The sequence below is a fragment of the Kosakonia radicincitans DSM 16656 genome (genome assembly GCF_000280495.2).
GTDB classification, from domain to species: Bacteria; Pseudomonadota; Gammaproteobacteria; order Enterobacterales; family Enterobacteriaceae; genus Kosakonia; species Kosakonia radicincitans.
In genome coordinates, this window is sequence record NZ_CP018016.1 from 669206 (window position 1) to 685805 (window position 16600).

Below are 16600 nucleotides of genomic sequence, written 5' to 3' on the forward strand. Positions count from 1 at the left end.
GGATTTTCAATCCCTTATACTGGTGTTTATGACAATTGACCAGGAATAACTATGATCAATGATATTCTCGCTCCCGGGCTGCGCGTGGTGTTTTGTGGTATCAATCCGGGTAAATCTTCCGCGCATACCGGCTTCCACTTTGCGCATCCTGGCAACCGTTTCTGGAAGGTAATCCATCAGGCCGGCTTTACCGACAGGCTGCTGCGACCGGAAGAGGAGATTCATTTGCTGGATACGCGCTGTGGCATCACCATGCTGGTGGAGCGCCCGACGGTACAGGCCAGCGAAGTGGCGCTGCATGAGCTGCGTACCGGCGGCAGAGAGCTGGTTATGAAGATCGAAGAGTATCAGCCTGCAGCGCTGGCGATCCTCGGTAAACAGGCCTTCGAGCAGGCATTCAGCGTCAGAGGTGCTAACTGGGGCAAGCAGACAATGAGCATTGGCGTGACGCAAATTTGGGTGCTGCCCAATCCCAGTGGGTTAAATCGCGCGACGCTGGATAAACTGGTAGCCGCTTACCGCGAACTGGATGATGCGCTGGTGACAAGAGGGCTGTAGTGCGGCGGAAATAAAAAAGGCTCCCGTGGGAGCCTTTCGTTATAACGATGCGATAAATTAATCGTCGAGGAAGCTACGCAGCACTTCAGATCGGCTCGGATGGCGCAGTTTACGCAGCGCTTTCGCTTCGATCTGACGGATACGTTCGCGGGTAACGTCAAACTGTTTACCCACTTCTTCCAGCGTGTGGTCGGTGTTCATATCGATACCGAAACGCATACGCAGTACTTTCGCTTCACGGGCTGTCAGACCAGCCAGCACGTCGTGCGTTGCCGCACGCAGGCTCTCGGTGGTGGCTGAGTCCAGCGGCAGCTCGAGGGTGGTATCCTCGATAAAATCACCCAGATGCGAATCTTCATCATCACCAATCGGTGTTTCCATGGAGATTGGCTCTTTGGCGATTTTCAGCACTTTGCGGATTTTATCTTCCGGCATCAACATGCGTTCGGCCAGCTCTTCCGGCGTCGGCTCACGACCCATTTCCTGCAGCATCTGGCGGGAGATACGGTTGAGTTTGTTAATGGTCTCAATCATATGCACCGGAATACGGATGGTGCGCGCCTGATCCGCGATGGAGCGGGTAATCGCCTGACGGATCCACCAGGTTGCGTAGGTGGAGAACTTGTAACCACGGCGGTATTCGAACTTATCAACCGCTTTCATCAGACCGATGTTGCCTTCCTGAATTAGATCGAGGAATTGCAGACCACGGTTGGTGTATTTCTTGGCGATAGAAATAACCAGACGCAGGTTCGCTTCCACCATCTCTTTCTTCGCACGGCGCGCTTTCGCTTCGCCGATGGACATACGACGGTTGATATCTTTTACCTGCTCGATGGTCAGGCCGGTTTCTTCTTCAATCTGTTGCAGTTTTTGCAGGCTGCGCTGAACTTCTTCTGTCACTTCATGCAGCTTTTCGGACCACGGTTTGTTCATCGCCAGCGCAGCATTGAACCAGGTTTCGCTGGTTTCATTGCCGGTGAACAGCGTAATGAAGTTTTTCTTCGGCATTTTGCACTGTTCAACGCACAGCTTCATGATGATGCGTTCCTGAGTGCGCACGCGATCCATCATGATACGCATGCTGTTCACCAGGTAGTCGAACTGTTTCGGCACCAGACGGAACTGCTTGAAGACTTCAGACAGCTTGAGGATCTCTTCCTGTGCTGCAGCGTGGCTGCGGCCTTTGGCTTTGATCGTGTCGCGGGTCAGTTCGTACTGGGTACGCAGCTCGCCGAATTTTTCACGGGCCAGCTCAGGATCGATGCTGTTGTCATCGTCGCTGCTGTCATCGTCGTCTTCATCTTCGTCATCATCGTCGTCATCCATCTCTTCGCTGGAGAGCTCAGAGCCGACATGCGTTGCCGTTGGCGCAAGATCTTCTTCCGCATTTGGATCGACAAAGCCGGTGATCAAATCGGACAGACGCGCCTGTTCCGCTTCGACGCGGTCGTATTGTTCTAACAGATAGGTAATGGCTTCCGGGTACTCGGCAACGGAGCACTGAACCTGGTTAATCCCGTCTTCGATACGTTTGGCGATGTCAATTTCGCCTTCACGGGTCAGCAGTTCAACGGTACCCATTTCACGCATATACATGCGAACCGGGTCGGTCGTGCGCCCGATTTCAGATTCCACGCTGGAAAGCACTTGCGCAGCCGCTTCGGCAGCGTCATCGTCCGTGTCGGCAGTGGTCTCAGCCAGCAGCAAATCATCAGCATCCGGTGCTTCTTCCATCACCTGAATGCCCATGTCGTTGATCATTTGGATGATGTCTTCGATCTGATCGGAGTCGACGATATCTTCCGGCAGATGGTCATTGACCTCGGCATAGGTCAGATAGCCTTGCTCCTTACCACGGGTGACAAGTAGCTTCAGCTGTGACTGCGGGTTTTGCTCCATAAGACGGTATCCACACTTAAATTCATGAGGGTTGGTGTCGGTCGGCGAAATAAACAGCCAACATTTAACGCGAGGGTGTATTTATATTTTTGCCGCTGGCCCTCATCGCGGCTGTCGGGATCAACCCGATCGGTTATCGGCACTTAAGCCGTTGAATTCATTTTTTCGCCAGTTCCTGGTTTAACTGCCAGAGCTCCCGGCGTTCTTCGCTGCTTAAACCGTGCGTACGATCGCGAGCTATCAGCTCTTCCTGTCGCCGTTCAAGCATCGAATCAAACATATGATTGAGCGAGTCGGTAAACGCTTCTTCTGCGATTTCCTTATCTGCTATATCGTCCCACATCGACAGTTTTTCAAGGGTTGCCGCCTCTTTGGTGCCGCGATAGTGCTCCAGCAGCTGTCCGGTAGTCAGGCCTGGCTGAGACAAACAAGTGTTGACCAGTTCTGCAAATAAGCCAAGCCCGGGGAGCCTGGATTGATCCAGCCCTTCTAATGACGGAACCGCTGATGCCAGCTCCGGGTTCTGGATCAATAACCCTATAAGTATACGCATGGTTGTGCGTTTTAGCTGCGGAGCGGGGCGCGGAGCGCTGTTTTCCGCTTGTTTTGGCATTAAACGATCAAGTTGCGCATCGTCGAAAATACCAATCTTGTTCCCCAGCAGCTGTCGCAACTGAATGCGTAACGTCTCGCCTGGCACCTGATTGATTAACGGCAGCGCCAGTGCGGCAAGTTGCGTGGTGCCATCCGGCGTCGTCAAATCCGCCTGCGGCAACAGGCTGTTAAACAAAAACGTGGAGAGCGGCTGAGCCTGCTCCATCCGCGCTTCGAACGCTGCTTTGCCCTCTTTACGCACCAGCGTATCCGGATCTTCACCATCCGGCAGGAACATAAACCGCAGTTGACGACCGTCGCTCATATAAGGTAGCGCGGTTTCCAGCGCACGCCAGGCGGCATCACGACCAGCCCGGTCACCGTCATAACAACAGATGACGTTTTTCGTCACTCTGAACAGCAACTGGATATGATCTGCCGTGGTGGAGGTGCCCAGCGAAGCAACCGCATAGTTGATGCCGTACTGCGCCAGCGCAACCACGTCCATATAGCCTTCGACGACCAACAGACGCTGAGGTTCATCGTTATCCAATTGCGCTTCATAAAGGCCATACAACTGGCGGCCTTTATGAAAAATATCGGTCTCCGGGGAGTTGAGGTATTTGGGCGTATCGTTACCTAGAACACGCCCGCCAAAACCAATCACCCGGCCACGCTTGTCGCGAATGGGGAACATTACCCGTTCACGGAAGCGATCGTAACTGCGCCCCTGATCGTTCGTTACCAGCATGCCGGCATCGATCAGAGATTTGCGGTTTTCGCTATTGCCGCCAAAACGCTTTAACACGTTGTCCCAGCCGGGAGGGGCGTAACCAATGGCGAAACGCGCAATAATTTCGCTACTCAAACCGCGCCTTGCCAGATACTGGCGCGCCGGTTCAGCAGCAGGTTGCGTCAGAGATTGCTGATAAAATGCGTTGAGCCCGTCCATCAACTGGTAGAGCGTTTGTCGTTGATGGCGCTCTATCAGGCTGGGCCCGCTGCCTGCTTCAAAAGGCACTTCAAGGTTGTGCATGGCAGCCAGTTCTTCGACGCTTTCCACGAACTCGAGCTTGTCGTAGTTCATTAAAAAGTCGAGGGCGTTACCGTGCGCGCCGCAGCCAAAGCAGTGATAAAACTGTTTTTCACCGTTTACGGTGAAAGAAGGGGTTTTTTCATTATGGAATGGACAACACGCGTGGTAGTTCTTGCCCTGCTTTTTCAGCTTTACACGCGCGTCGATGAGATCGACGATGTCGGTGCGCGCCAGCAGGTCATTGATAAAAACACGTGGGATTCGTCCAGCCATAGGCCCCGTTTTGATCTTTTATAGCCCTCGTTCTTCAGGCCGCTGAATGTGGCACAAATCACGCTGGTTATATCAGGTTATAAACGAAAATAAGCCGCGCATTCCTTTCGGAAGCACGGCCTTACAACTACAACTCGGTCTAAATCTGAGAGCGTGCCGCTCTCCAGAGATTAGTACAGACGAGTACGGCGTGCGTTTTCGCGAGCCAGTTTCTTCGCGTGACGTTTCACTGCGGATGCTTTAGCGCGTTTGCGTTCGGTAGTCGGTTTTTCATAGAACTCACGACGACGAACTTCCGCCAGAACACCTGCTTTTTCGCAGGAACGTTTGAAGCGACGCAGAGCTACGTCGAACGGCTCGTTTTCACGTACTTTAATTACCGGCATGTGCCTCTCACCTTTGATTAATTCGGTTTGCCGCTGGCGTTCACACCAGCATATTTCAAAATGGTGCGGAATTTTACTGCAACTACTGCTGCTTTGTAAAGCACCGACGCGCTTTTTGAAAGGGACTTTTGTAAGGGTGAGGAGTATACACGAACTCCTCACCTGGGGTGAGCAAAGTTTTACATCGACCGGTATTCGCCCTACACTGCGCGGTATTGCAAAGAGGTAAACAGATCCATGCGCGTACTGGGCATTGAAACATCCTGCGATGAAACTGGCATCGCAATTTATGACGACCACCAGGGGCTTTTAGCCAACCAACTGTATAGTCAAGTAAAACTGCACGCGGATTACGGTGGTGTGGTGCCGGAACTGGCTTCCCGCGACCATGTGCGTAAAACCGTGCCGCTGATTCAGGCTGCGCTGAAAGAAGCCGGGCTAGCGGCAAAAGATATCGATGCTGTGGCCTACACGGCTGGACCAGGCCTGGTTGGCGCGCTGCTGGTTGGCGCGACGGTCGGACGTTCGCTGGCTTTCGCCTGGGATGTCCCGGCGATTCCGGTTCACCATATGGAAGGGCATCTGCTGGCGCCGATGCTGGAAGAAAACCCTCCGGCTTTCCCGTTTGTAGCACTGCTGGTTTCCGGCGGGCACACGCAGCTCATCAGTGTCACCGGTATTGGTCATTACGAACTGCTGGGCGAGTCAATTGACGATGCCGCCGGTGAAGCATTTGATAAAACTGCCAAACTGTTGGGGCTTGATTACCCCGGCGGGCCGATGCTGTCAAAACTGGCGTCGCAGGGCACTGAAGGCCGTTTTGTCTTCCCGCGCCCGATGACCGATCGTCCAGGGCTGGATTTTAGCTTTTCCGGGCTGAAAACGTTTGCTGCAAACACCATTCGCACCAATGGCGATGACGAGCAAACCCGTGCCGACATTGCACGAGCATTTGAGGATGCCGTGGTTGATACGCTGATGATCAAATGCAAACGCGCGCTGGATCAGACCGGTTTTACGCGTCTGGTGATGGCGGGCGGCGTGAGCGCCAACCGCACTCTGCGGGCAAAACTGGCGGAAATGATGCAAAAGCGTCGCGGCGAAGTCTTTTATGCGCGTCCGGAGTTTTGTACCGATAATGGTGCGATGATCGCCTATGCGGGCATGGTACGTCTGAAAGCAGGAAATGATGTCGGGCTTGGCGTAACGGTTCGTCCGCGCTGGCCACTGGCGGATCTGCCGGCGGCGTAAACTGCAACAGCCCGGTTGCTGAGATGCCGCCGGGCTTACTCTTCTTTTTTCTTCTTCAGCTTCGACCAGATTTTGGTTTCCTGGCGGCGCCACAGGCGCTGAATATTGTCATGATGGCGCAGCAGAATCAGACAGGAAAGCATCGCCACCGGGAAGGTGAACTGCGGTTTGAACCACCAGACATAGAACGGCGCGATCAGCGCGCTGACAATCGCGCCCAGCGATGAGTAACCGCTCAACAACACGGTTAAAAGCCAGGTTCCCGCCATGACGCCCGTTAAATCCCAGCCTATCGGCGCAATCGCGCCAAACGCCGTTGCTACGCCTTTACCACCCTGAAATTTAAAAAATACCGGCCAGATATGACCAAGACAGGCGGCGATAGCAATAAGCCCCAGCCAAAACGGGGTTACGCCAAGCGCATAAGCGCCCCAGACGGGCAGCATTCCTTTCAGAATATCGAAAATCAATACCGTTACGGCTGCTCCCTTGCCGCCAATGCGTAAAACGTTGGTCGCTCCGGGATTGCCGGAACCGCTTGCTCGCGGATCGGGAAGACCGGCGAGGCGGCAGACCAGAATGGCGCTGGAGATTGAGCCACAAAGGTACGCAAGGAGGATCATTCCAGGCGCGATTGCACTCATGACGCTGTTCCGTTGTGAAAAAGTCGTTTTATTCTCTGCATCGATGGATAATACGCATAAATTCTGGAAAGTGGTATCCAGTGAATGCGCAAAATCTGCCAGACCGCAGGAAAGATCGGGCCTGGCAGCACAGTGTTGAAACAAACTGCGGGTGGAATGTGATGGATATTGTATTTATTGAGCAGCTTTCGGTAATCACCACTATTGGTGTTTACGACTGGGAACAGACCATTGAGCAGAAACTGGTGTTCGATATCGAAATGGCCTGGGATAACCGTCAGGCGGCGAAAAGTGATGATGTGAATGATTGTCTCAGCTATGCCGATATCGCCGATGCGGTTGTCGGTCATGTGGAAGGGGGACGTTTTGCGCTGGTTGAACGTGTTGCGGAAGAGGTGGCCGAACTGCTGCTGGCGCGTTTTCAGTCGCCGTGGATACGCATCAAACTGAGCAAACCAGGTGCCGTGGCGCGGGCGCAGAGCGTCGGTGTAATCATTGAGCGTGGGTTAAATCTGAAAGAAAGTATTTAAATTCATAATAGTTAAACCAAGCGCTAGTATTCAGGTCATAGATGATGGCCATTCACGGCTACTCCTCGGGGGGCCGTTTTTTATATCTTTTTTAGGGGTTTATTGATGAGCGATCTGCATTCGCTGCTGGTGGCAGCCATTTTGGGTGTCGTTGAAGGATTGACGGAGTTCCTGCCGGTTTCCAGCACTGGTCACATGATTATCGTCGGACATTTGCTGGGATTTGAAGGTGATACAGCAAAAACGTTCGAGGTTGTGATTCAGTTGGGCTCGATTCTGGCGGTTGTCGTGATGTTCTGGCGACGCCTGTTTGGTTTAATTGGCATTCACTTCGGCAAGCAACCGCATGAAGGCACCGGTACGGGACGCCTTTCGCTGATTCATATCATTTTAGGTATGATTCCGGCGGTGGTGATGGGTCTGGTATTCCATGACACCATCAAGTCGCTGTTTAACCCGCTCAACGTGACTTATGCGCTGGTGGTCGGCGGCTTTCTGCTGATTGCCGCAGAAGTGCTGAAGCCGAAAGTGCCGCGCGCGCAGGGCGTGGATGATATGACTTATCGCCAGGCGTTCATTATTGGTTGTTTCCAGTGTCTGGCGCTATGGCCTGGATTCTCCCGCTCCGGGGCGACCATTTCCGGTGGGATGCTGATGGGCGTTAGCCGCTATGCCGCATCAGAGTTCTCTTTCCTGCTGGCTGTGCCAATGATGCTGGGCGCAACCGCACTGGATCTCTATAAGAGCATGGGGTTTCTCACCACCGGCGATATTCCGATGTTTGCCGTGGGTTTCATCACCGCTTTTATTGTCGCGCTGATCGCCATCAAAACCTTCCTTGAGCTGATTAAACGCATCTCTTTTATTCCGTTCGCGATTTACCGTTTTATCGTCGCAGCGGCTGTGTATCTGGTCTTCTTCTAAGGCTCGCGCCCTCAGTCTGCGGGCTGAGGGCAACGATGCGCTTTCCACTGCGCCAGCGCGGCTATCCGGCGGCGCGTCAACTCTTCGCGGACTTCCGCCCCCTTAAAACCGGCTTCAATCACCGCTTTGGTTGGAACGGCACGAGCCACTTCCCACGCTTCACGCAGTAAACGTCCTTGCGGATAGTCGCAGGCTTCAAAACCGGTACGTCCACGCACATCGGCTTCGCTGGTCAGGGCAATTTGCTCTACGCGCTGCGGTTTACGCCACGCATCAATTGAGTCGAACAACTTCACAATGGTTTTGGGCTGCAAAATGGGGAAGGTGTGGATCAGATCGTGAAACTCCGCCACCAGTTTTGCCAGATCGCGGATCTCGTTTGGTACGCGCAGACGCTGGCACAGCCCTGCGACCAGTTTGACGCCCGCCGGGCCGTGGCCATGATGGCGCGGCCAGAGCTCTTTTGGCGTCAGCGCTTTGCCCAGATCGTGACATAACGTGGCGAAACGCACGTCCACTTCCGGGCTGAGCATCGCGGCCATCGTCAGTGTCATCAGCGTGTGAACGCCGGTGTCGATTTCCGGGTGCCACTTCGCCGGAGCGGGCACGCCAAACAGCGCATCGACCTCCGGGAACAGCACCTTCAGCGCGCCGCAGTCGCGCAGTACCTGGAAATAGACCTGAGGATTACGGGCATGCAGCGCGTTCTCGGTCTCTTTCCAGACGCGCTCTGTGGTCAGATGCGCCAGTTCGCCAGCATCGGTCATGGCGCGCATCAGCGACATCGTTTCGTCGGCAATCCGAAAACTAAGGTGAGCATAGCGGGCTGCGAAGCGGGCTACGCGCAGTACGCGCAGCGGATCTTCGCTAAAAGCCGGGGAGACATGACGCAAAATGCGGTTACGTAGATCGTGCTGACCATTAAACGGGTCGATGATGTGCCCGTTTTCGTCCTGCGCCAGTGCGTTGACGGTTAAATCCCGGCGCAGTAAATCTTGTTCAAGGGAGACATCGGGGGCGGCATGAACGATAAACCCGGTATAACCCGAGCCGGATTTACGTTCGGTGCGGGCCAGCGCATACTCTTCGCGGCTTTGCGGGTGGAGAAACACAGGGAAATCGCGACCTACCTGCTGGTAGCCCGCGTTGAGCATCTCTTCCGGCGTGGCGCCGACCACAACCCAGTCTCTGTCTTTGACTGGCAGGCCTAACAACGAATCACGTACAGCACCACCGACCAGATAACTCTTCACACCACTCTCCTCTACACATAAGTCGACAGATAATACGTAAGTGTAGAGAAGATGGCGAATGTCCTTAACTCATCCAGCGATCTTTGCGCTTGCGGCTTGGGATCATATGCGGCAACAGCAGGCCGAGGATTAAACCCGCGCCCAGCACGCCGCCGCCATACATAAACCACTGCATAATGATGGTGCGCTGCTTGTCGTCCAGTTGCAGATTCGCCGCGTTCACTTTCTTCTGCGCGACGATTAACTCATTTTTCAGCTTCTGGTTTTCATCTTTCAGGCCGTTGATCACCCCGTCGCTCTGCGCCACTTTTTGCTGCATTTCAGCCGTGCGCTGGTTCCAGGTGTTATCGATATTGTTCAGTTTATCGGTCAACGTTTTGACCTGGTTCTCCAGCTCCGGTACGCGAGTACGCAGGCTTGGCTCTACATTCAACTCTTTCAGCGGGATCCAGGAGGTGCGCCCGGTGCTGTCGCGCACCTGGCCGTAATCGTTGTTTTGTTGCAGCAGAGTCACTTCCTCGCCGGCATTTACCGTACCGACAAGGCGATAATTATCGCCAGGGCCACTACGTACCCAGGTATTCAGTTCGTCGGAAACATACCGTTTTTCTTCAGCGTGGATCCCAACGGACACACTCAGTGCAACCAGGGTCAATCCAATCAGGCGTAATTTTGGCATCAGGCAGTCATTATTTTCGTTAAATGTGAATGGGAAACAGTGACATCAGTCTGACGACACCTGGCAGGTGGCATCAATCGGAATCTTCCGGGTCAAACTGCGCGCTTATACGAACTTTTGCACCCAGCAAATTGCGCATTGCATGGCAATTTGGCACACAATACTATCTACTGACAAACATCAGGGGCGTTAGTTCGCCGAAATTTTCACTGATGTGACATAACCATAAGTGCAAGGCCATGGCTCAGGAAATCGAATTAAAGTTTATCGTTAATGCCGACAGCGTGGAAACGCTTCGTCACCATCTACATACGCTGACCGAAGAACATATCGCCGCCAGCCAGTTACTGAATATTTACTATGAGACACCTGACAACTGGCTGCGCGGCCATGATATGGGGCTGCGCATCCGGGGTTTTGACGGTCAGTATGAGATGACGATGAAAATTGCCGGACGGGTGATTGGCGGTTTACATCAGCGTCCTGAATACAATATTCCGCTTGCCAGCCCGGAGCTTGATCTGTCGCGCTTCCCTGCCGAAGTATGGCCCGATGGCGAGCTGCCTGCCGATTTACAAGCGCGTACGCGTCCGCTGTTCAGCACCGATTTTTACCGTGAAAAATGGCTGGTCAATGTAGGTGAGAGCCGAATTGAGATTGGCCTTGATCTCGGCGAAGTGAAAGCCGGGGAATCCGCTGAGCCGATTTGCGAGCTGGAGCTGGAGCTGCTGAGTGGCGATCCTGCGGATATCCTTAAGCTGGCGCGCCAGCTAGTGACGCTCTCCGTTTTGCGTCAGGGAAGTCTGAGCAAAGCCGCGCGTGGTTACCATCTGGCGCAGGGCAATGCCCCACGCGAGCGCCGTCCAACGGACATTCTGCAAACCGTCCCGAAGGCCAGCGTTGAGCAAGCTTTTGCTGCCGCGCTGGAACTGGCGCTTTCCCAGTGGCAATACCATGAAGAGTTGTGGGTGCGCGGCAACAACGCGGCAAAGCAGGATGTACTGCGTGCGATTGCGTTAATCCGCCATACGCTGGCGCTTTTTGGCGGTATTGTGCCGCGTAAAGCGAGCGCTCACTTACGTGATTTACTGACGCAGGTGGAAGCCACGCTGACTTCGGCGGTTTCTGCCGACACTGCGGTATGGGATGCGCCTTCGGCAATGGCAAAACTGCTGTTGACCGAGTGGCTGGTAACGCAGGGCTGGCGCGCCTTCCTTGATGAAAAAGCGCAGGCAAAATTTGCCGATTCATTTAAACGCTTCGCCGATGTACATCTTTCGCGCAGCGCGGCGGAGCTGAAAAAAGCCTTCGCGCAACCGCTGGGCGACAGCTATCGCGACCAGTTGCCACGCCTGGCGCGTGACATCGACAGCGCATTGCTGCTGGCAGGCCATTACGATCGCGCGCTGGCAAACGAATGGCTGGAGAACTGGCAGGGGCTGTACCACGCCATTGAAACGCGCCAGAGAATCGAGATCGAACACTTTCGTAATACCGCAATTACGCAGGAGCCGTTCTGGCTGCACAGCGGAAAACGCTAACTAAAGGATACTTCGGATGCCGCATGCCTCGCCGTTATCGCAGCACTGGCACACTGTGCTTTCCCGTCTGCCGGAGGTGCTAACCGCACAGCCACTCAGTGCGCAGGCGCAGTCAGTACTCACTTTTAGTGATTTCGTTCAGGACAGTATCATCACATATCCTGAATGGCTGGCCGAGCTGGAAAGCGCGCCGCCGCAGGCAACGGAGTGGCAGCACTACGCGCAATGGCTCAGTGCGGCACTGCGGGATGTCACGGATGAAGCGGCACTGATGCGCGTTCTGCGCCAGTTCCGCCGTCGGGTAATGGTGCGTATTGCCTGGGTGCAGGCGCTGCGGCTGGTGGCAGAAGAAGATGTCTTGCAGCAACTGAGCGTGCTGGCGGAAACGCTGATCGTCGCCGCGCGCGACTGGCTGTACGACGCCTGTTGCCGCGAATGGGGAACGCCCTGTAACCCGCAGGGCGTTGCGCAGCCGATGCTGATTTTAGGCATGGGCAAACTTGGCGGCGGCGAACTCAATTTCTCTTCCGATATCGATCTGATCTTCGCCTGGCCGGAAAACGGGGCAACCCGTGGCGGCCGGCGCGAGCTGGATAACGCTCAGTTCTTCACCCGCCTGGGGCAACGGCTGATCAAGGTACTCGACCAGCCAACGCAGGATGGTTTTGTCTATCGCGTAGATATGCGTTTACGCCCCTTCGGCGATAGCGGCCCGCTGGTGCTCAGCTTTGCCGCGCTGGAGGATTATTACCAGGAGCAGGGGCGCGACTGGGAGCGCTATGCGATGGTGAAAGCGCGAATTATGGGCGATAACGACGGTAAACACGCCCGTGAGCTGCGTGCCATGCTGCGTCCCTTTGTTTTCCGCCGCTACATTGATTTCAGCGTGATCCAGTCGCTGCGTAATATGAAAGGCATGATTGCCCGCGAAGTCCGCCGCCGTGGCCTGAAAGACAACATTAAGCTGGGCGCGGGTGGCATTCGTGAAATCGAATTTATCGTGCAGGTTTTTCAGTTGATTCGCGGTGGCCGTGAACCGGCGCTGCAATCCCGCTCACTGTTGCCAACGCTGGAAGCCATCGATCAGCTGCACCTGTTACCTGAAGGCGAAGCTGGCAGGTTACGGGCGGCCTACCTTTGGTTACGGCGTCTGGAAAACCTGCTGCAAAGCATTAATGACGAACAGACGCAGACCTTGCCGGGCGACGATCTCAACCGCGCCCGGCTGGCCTGGGGAATGGGCGTGGCAAGCTGGGATGAACTCAGCAGTACGCTGGAAACGCATATGGCCGCTGTACGTCGCGTCTTCAATGAGCTGATCGGCGACGACGAGAGCGACTCGCCGGAAGATGTGCTTTCCGAAAACTGGCGTGAACTGTGGCAGGATGCGCTGCAGGAAGATGACACCACGCCGGTGCTGGCACATCTTTCCGATGACGATCGCCGCCGCGTAGTGGCGCTGATTGCTGATTTCCGTAAAGAGATGGATAAGCGCACCATCGGCCCGCGCGGGCGCCAGGTGCTGGATCATCTGATGCCGCATTTGCTGAGCGATGTCTGCTCGCGAGACGACGCGCCAGTGCCGTTGTCGCGCCTGACGCCGCTGCTGACAGGCATCATTACGCGTACCACTTATCTTGAACTGCTGAGCGAATTCCCCGGCGCGCTGAAGCATCTTATTTCCCTTTGTGCGGCATCGCCGATGGTGGCCAGCCAGCTGGCGCGTTACCCAATCCTGCTCGATGAGCTGCTCGATCCCACTACGCTTTATCAGCCGACGGCGATGAACGCCTACCGCGACGAACTGCGGCAATATCTGCTCCGCGTGCCGGAGGATGATGAAGAGCAACAACTGGAAGCGCTGCGGCAGTTTAAACAGGCGCAGTTGCTGCGCGTCGCCGCGGCGGATATTGCCGGTACGCTCCCGGTAATGAAAGTGAGCGATCATCTGACGTGGCTTGCGGAAGCGATTATCGATGCGGTAGTGCAGCAGGCATGGGGACAAATGGTGGCGCGTTATGGTCAGCCAATGCATCTGCGCGATCGGGAAGGGCGTGGGTTTGCCGTCGTTGGTTACGGCAAACTTGGCGGCTGGGAGTTGGGTTACAGCTCCGATCTCGACCTGGTCTTTTTGCACGATTGCCCGATGGATGTGATGACCGACGGCGAGCGGGAGATCGATGGCCGCCAGTTCTATCTGCGTCTTGCCCAGCGCATCATGCACCTGTTCAGCACACGTACTTCGTCCGGCATTCTCTATGAAGTGGATGCGCGCCTGCGCCCGTCCGGCGCGGCGGGAATGTTAGTGACGACCACCGAATCCTTCGCGGATTACCAGAAAAATGAAGCCTGGACGTGGGAACATCAGGCGTTGGCGCGCGCGCGCGTGGTGTACGGCGATCCGCAACTGGCCGTGGAGTTTGATGCCATTCGCCGCGATATTCTGATGATCCCGCGCGATGGCGCAACATTGCAAACCGAGGTGCGCGAGATGCGCGAGAAGATGCGTGCTCACCTTGGTAACAAGCATAAAGATCGCTTCGATCTGAAAGCCGATGAAGGCGGTATCACCGACATTGAGTTTATCGCTCAGTATCTGGTGCTGCGCTATGCGCATGACAAACCGAAGCTGACGCGCTGGTCTGATAACGTGCGCATTCTGGAAGGGCTGGCGCAGAACAACATCATGGATGAACAGGAAGCGCTGGCGCTGACGCAGGCTTACACCACGCTGCGCGATGAGTTGCACCACCTGGCATTACAGGAGTTGCCGGGGCATGTGGCGTTGTCGTGTTTTGTCGCCGAACGCCAGCTGATCAAAACCAGCTGGGACAAGTGGCTGGTGGAACCGTGCGCTCCGGCGTAAGTATGATATTATCGCGCGCAAATTTTGTATCTCTCAGGAGACAGGAATGAAAGTGACGCTGCCAGAGTTTAACCAGGCGGGTGTAATGGTGGTTGGCGATGTGATGCTGGACCGTTACTGGTACGGGCCAACCAGCCGCATCTCTCCGGAAGCCCCGGTGCCGGTGGTGAAAGTCGATACGATTGAAGAACGCCCGGGCGGCGCGGCGAACGTGGCGATGAACATTGCTTCGCTGGGCGCAACGGCGCGTCTGGTGGGTCTGACAGGTATTGATGATGCGGCTCGCGCACTGAGCAAGGCGCTGGCGGATGTCAATGTAAAATGCGACTTCGTTTCTGTTCCCACTCATCCCACCATTACCAAACTGCGCGTTCTGTCGCGCAACCAGCAACTGATCCGCCTGGACTTTGAAGAAGGGTTTGAAGGCGTCGATCCCCTGCCGATGCATGAGCGCATCAGCCAGGCGCTCGGCAGCATTGGCGCGCTGGTGCTTTCTGATTACGCCAAAGGCGCGCTGGCCAGCGTTCAGCAGATGATTGCGCTGGCGCGTAAAGCGGGCGTGCCGGTACTGATCGATCCGAAAGGCACTGATTTTGAGCGCTATCGCGGCGCTACGCTGCTGACCCCGAACCTGTCGGAGTTTGAAGCGGTGGCCGGGAAATGCAAAAACGAAGACGAGATCGTTGAACGCGGCATGAAAGTGATTGCCGATTACGACCTTTCTGCGCTGCTGGTGACCCGCTCCGAGCAAGGTATGACGCTGCTGCAACCGGGCAAAGCGCCGCTGCACATGCCGACCCAGGCACAGGAAGTGTATGACGTGACCGGTGCCGGCGATACGGTGATTGGCGTGCTGGCAGCAACGCTGGCGGCGGGTAATTCGCTGGAAGAAGCCTGCTACTTTGCGAACGCAGCCGCAGGCGTAGTGGTTGGTAAACTCGGTACCTCAACGGTATCGCCTATCGAGCTGGAAAACGCCGTGCGCGGCCGTGCAGAAACCGGCTTCGGCGTGATGAGCGAAGAAGAGCTGAAAGCGGCAGTCGCTGCGGCGCGTAAGCGCGGTGAAAAGGTGGTGATGACGAACGGAGTCTTCGACATTTTGCACGCCGGGCATGTCTCTTATCTGGCGAATGCGCGCAAGCTCGGCGATCGCCTGATTGTTGCGGTTAACAGCGACGCTTCCACCAAACGGCTGAAAGGCGAAACCCGCCCGGTGAACCCGCTGGAGCAGCGCATGATCGTGCTGAGCGCGCTGGAAGCGGTGGACTGGGTTGTATCGTTTGAAGAAGATACGCCGCAGCGTCTGATTGCCGGAATTTTGCCGGATCTGCTGGTAAAAGGTGGCGACTACAAAGCGGAAGATATTGCGGGCAGCAAAGAAGTCTGGGCTAACGGCGGGGAAGTGCTGGTGCTCAACTTTGAAGATGGTTGTTCAACCACCAATATCATCAAAAAGATCCAGAAGCAGGGCGATTAAACCTGTTATCGGGCCTGCATAATGAGCAGGCCCGGAAAGCGCTCGCGCCATTCGGCGCAAAAGCTATTACGCCTGATCGTCTACCGGTGGAATGGCCGGAGCGGGTTTGACTTCTGCGCTTTTCCCCTGATTTTCGAGTTCACTCAGGCGTTGCTCCAGCAGCGCCAGTTTCTCGCGGGTGCGCAGCAATACCTGCGTTTGCACGTCAAACTCTTCGCGGCTCACCAGATCCAGGCGAGTTAACTGTGCCTGTAACGTCTGACGAATTTTCTTTTCCACATCTTCCCCGAACTCACGGATCCCCTTGGGCATGGATTCGTGAACCTGACGCGCAATCTGTTCAATTTTCTTTGGGTCAATCATTTTAGGTTCCCTGCTCGGATAGGCTCAATAAGTCATTGTAGTGTGATAAACCCAGGTGATAAACCAGAATTGTTTGAAGCTTATGCATTGCCGAAGATTATCAATGGCGTTATAGTTATCCCGCTTATTCTCAGGGCGGGGCGAAATTCCCCACCGGCGGTAAATCAGCAGATGCTGAAAGCCCGCGAGCGCTTCAGGCTAACGTTTGAAGGTCAGCAGATCCGGTGTAATTCCGGGGCCGACGGTTAAAGTCCGGATGGGAGAGAGTAACGAATCTGTCGGGCAATGACGCCCGCTCGCGTTATTTTTTTGCCGCATTGCGA

14 protein-coding genes and 1 riboswitch are annotated in these 16600 nt (G+C 55.3%); of the genes, 7 read left to right on the forward strand and 7 right to left on the reverse strand.

The window, feature by feature from the left end; all coding sequences use genetic code 11:
- The first annotated feature begins 51 nt into the window (after positions 1-51).
- On the forward strand, positions 52-558 hold the full coding sequence (gene mug / locus Y71_RS03380; protein ID WP_007370061.1) for a G/U mismatch-specific DNA glycosylase: 507 nt from the start codon (positions 52-54) through the stop codon (positions 556-558).
- A gap of 57 nt (positions 559-615) precedes the next feature.
- Here the strand turns inward: mug and rpoD are convergent, their stop codons facing one another.
- The 3 genes from rpoD to rpsU form a co-directional block, all read right to left on the reverse strand.
- The gene (gene rpoD, locus Y71_RS03385; RefSeq protein ID WP_007370062.1) at positions 616-2460 is read right to left on the reverse strand and encodes an RNA polymerase sigma factor RpoD; all 1845 of its coding nucleotides are present in this window, start codon (positions 2458-2460) and stop codon (positions 616-618) included.
- 157 nt (positions 2461-2617) lie between these two features.
- The gene (gene dnaG / locus Y71_RS03390) at positions 2618-4363 is read right to left on the reverse strand and encodes a DNA primase (protein WP_007370063.1); all 1746 of its coding nucleotides are present in this window, start codon (positions 4361-4363) and stop codon (positions 2618-2620) included.
- Between the two features lie 170 nt (positions 4364-4533).
- On the reverse strand, positions 4534-4749 hold the full coding sequence (gene rpsU / locus Y71_RS03395) for a 30S ribosomal protein S21 (protein WP_001144069.1): 216 nt from the start codon (positions 4747-4749) through the stop codon (positions 4534-4536).
- Positions 4750-4986: 237 nt separating this feature from the next.
- Between rpsU and tsaD the strand changes: the two genes are divergently transcribed.
- Positions 4987-6000 carry a tRNA (adenosine(37)-N6)-threonylcarbamoyltransferase complex transferase subunit TsaD gene (gene tsaD, locus Y71_RS03405; protein ID WP_007370064.1) on the forward strand — a complete coding sequence of 338 codons (1014 nt, stop codon included), beginning with the start codon at positions 4987-4989 and terminating at the stop codon, positions 5998-6000.
- A 35-nt stretch (positions 6001-6035) separates the two neighbouring features.
- Here the strand turns inward: tsaD and plsY are convergent, their stop codons facing one another.
- Entirely contained in the window at positions 6036-6644 is a 609-nt protein-coding gene (gene plsY, locus Y71_RS03410) for a glycerol-3-phosphate 1-O-acyltransferase PlsY (RefSeq protein ID WP_007370065.1), read from the reverse strand.
- A 161-nt stretch (positions 6645-6805) separates the two neighbouring features.
- Between plsY and folB the strand changes: the two genes are divergently transcribed.
- Both folB and bacA read left to right on the forward strand, forming a co-directional pair.
- A complete protein-coding gene (folB, locus tag Y71_RS03415; RefSeq protein WP_007370067.1) occupies positions 6806-7174 on the forward strand; it encodes a bifunctional dihydroneopterin aldolase/7,8-dihydroneopterin epimerase in 369 nt (122 codons plus the stop codon).
- Between the two features lie 105 nt (positions 7175-7279).
- The gene (gene bacA, locus Y71_RS03420) at positions 7280-8098 is read left to right on the forward strand and encodes an undecaprenyl-diphosphate phosphatase (RefSeq protein WP_007370068.1); all 819 of its coding nucleotides are present in this window, start codon (positions 7280-7282) and stop codon (positions 8096-8098) included.
- A gap of 11 nt (positions 8099-8109) precedes the next feature.
- On the opposite strand, the gene Y71_RS03425 is transcribed toward bacA, so the two are convergent.
- Both Y71_RS03425 and Y71_RS03430 read right to left on the reverse strand, forming a co-directional pair.
- A complete protein-coding gene (locus Y71_RS03425; RefSeq protein WP_007370069.1) occupies positions 8110-9351 on the reverse strand; it encodes a multifunctional CCA addition/repair protein in 1242 nt (413 codons plus the stop codon).
- A 64-nt stretch (positions 9352-9415) separates the two neighbouring features.
- Complete coding sequence (locus Y71_RS03430; protein WP_007370070.1) at positions 9416-10030, reverse strand: TIGR04211 family SH3 domain-containing protein; 615 nt, start codon at positions 10028-10030, stop codon at positions 9416-9418.
- Positions 10031-10269: 239 nt separating this feature from the next.
- Here Y71_RS03430 and Y71_RS03435 point away from each other — a divergent pair, with 239 nt between their 5' ends.
- Genes Y71_RS03435 through hldE form a run of 3 tightly spaced genes read left to right on the forward strand, consistent with a single transcriptional unit; the run spans position 10270 to position 15914 of the window.
- A complete protein-coding gene (locus Y71_RS03435) occupies positions 10270-11571 on the forward strand; it encodes a CYTH domain-containing protein (RefSeq protein ID WP_007370071.1) in 1302 nt (433 codons plus the stop codon).
- Positions 11572-11587: 16 nt separating this feature from the next.
- A complete protein-coding gene (glnE, locus tag Y71_RS03440; protein WP_007370072.1) occupies positions 11588-14437 on the forward strand; it encodes a bifunctional [glutamate--ammonia ligase]-adenylyl-L-tyrosine phosphorylase/[glutamate--ammonia-ligase] adenylyltransferase in 2850 nt (949 codons plus the stop codon).
- A 46-nt stretch (positions 14438-14483) separates the two neighbouring features.
- On the forward strand, positions 14484-15914 hold the full coding sequence (hldE, locus tag Y71_RS03445; RefSeq protein WP_007370073.1) for a bifunctional D-glycero-beta-D-manno-heptose-7-phosphate kinase/D-glycero-beta-D-manno-heptose 1-phosphate adenylyltransferase HldE: 1431 nt from the start codon (positions 14484-14486) through the stop codon (positions 15912-15914).
- A gap of 66 nt (positions 15915-15980) precedes the next feature.
- Here the strand turns inward: hldE and ubiK are convergent, their stop codons facing one another.
- Positions 15981-16277 (reverse strand): ubiquinone biosynthesis accessory factor UbiK, encoded by a 297-nt coding sequence (ubiK, locus tag Y71_RS03450; RefSeq protein ID WP_007370074.1) that lies wholly within the window; start codon positions 16275-16277, stop codon positions 15981-15983.
- A 122-nt stretch (positions 16278-16399) separates the two neighbouring features.
- Positions 16400-16549: riboswitch (FMN riboswitch) on the forward strand.
- Positions 16550-16600 lie beyond the last annotated feature (51 nt).

Excerpts from the sequence above, each read along its gene's own strand:
- mug (WP_007370061.1), top strand. The coding sequence starts at position 52 with ATGATCAATGATATTCTCGCTCCCGGGCTGCGCGTGGTGTTTTGTGGT.
- rpoD (WP_007370062.1), bottom strand. The coding sequence starts at position 2,460 with ATGGAGCAAAACCCGCAGTCACAGCTGAAGCTACTTGTCACCCGTGGT.
- dnaG (WP_007370063.1), bottom strand. The coding sequence starts at position 4,363 with ATGGCTGGACGAATCCCACGTGTTTTTATCAATGACCTGCTGGCGCGC.
- rpsU (WP_001144069.1), bottom strand. The coding sequence starts at position 4,749 with ATGCCGGTAATTAAAGTACGTGAAAACGAGCCGTTCGACGTAGCTCTG.
- tsaD (WP_007370064.1), top strand. The coding sequence starts at position 4,987 with ATGCGCGTACTGGGCATTGAAACATCCTGCGATGAAACTGGCATCGCA.
- plsY (WP_007370065.1), bottom strand. The coding sequence starts at position 6,644 with ATGAGTGCAATCGCGCCTGGAATGATCCTCCTTGCGTACCTTTGTGGC.
- folB (WP_007370067.1), top strand. The coding sequence starts at position 6,806 with ATGGATATTGTATTTATTGAGCAGCTTTCGGTAATCACCACTATTGGT.
- bacA (WP_007370068.1), top strand. The coding sequence starts at position 7,280 with ATGAGCGATCTGCATTCGCTGCTGGTGGCAGCCATTTTGGGTGTCGTT.
- Y71_RS03430 (WP_007370070.1), bottom strand. The coding sequence starts at position 10,030 with ATGCCAAAATTACGCCTGATTGGATTGACCCTGGTTGCACTGAGTGTG.
- Y71_RS03435 (WP_007370071.1), top strand. The coding sequence starts at position 10,270 with ATGGCTCAGGAAATCGAATTAAAGTTTATCGTTAATGCCGACAGCGTG.
- glnE (WP_007370072.1), top strand. The coding sequence starts at position 11,588 with ATGCCGCATGCCTCGCCGTTATCGCAGCACTGGCACACTGTGCTTTCC.
- hldE (WP_007370073.1), top strand. The coding sequence starts at position 14,484 with ATGAAAGTGACGCTGCCAGAGTTTAACCAGGCGGGTGTAATGGTGGTT.
- ubiK (WP_007370074.1), bottom strand. The coding sequence starts at position 16,277 with ATGATTGACCCAAAGAAAATTGAACAGATTGCGCGTCAGGTTCACGAA.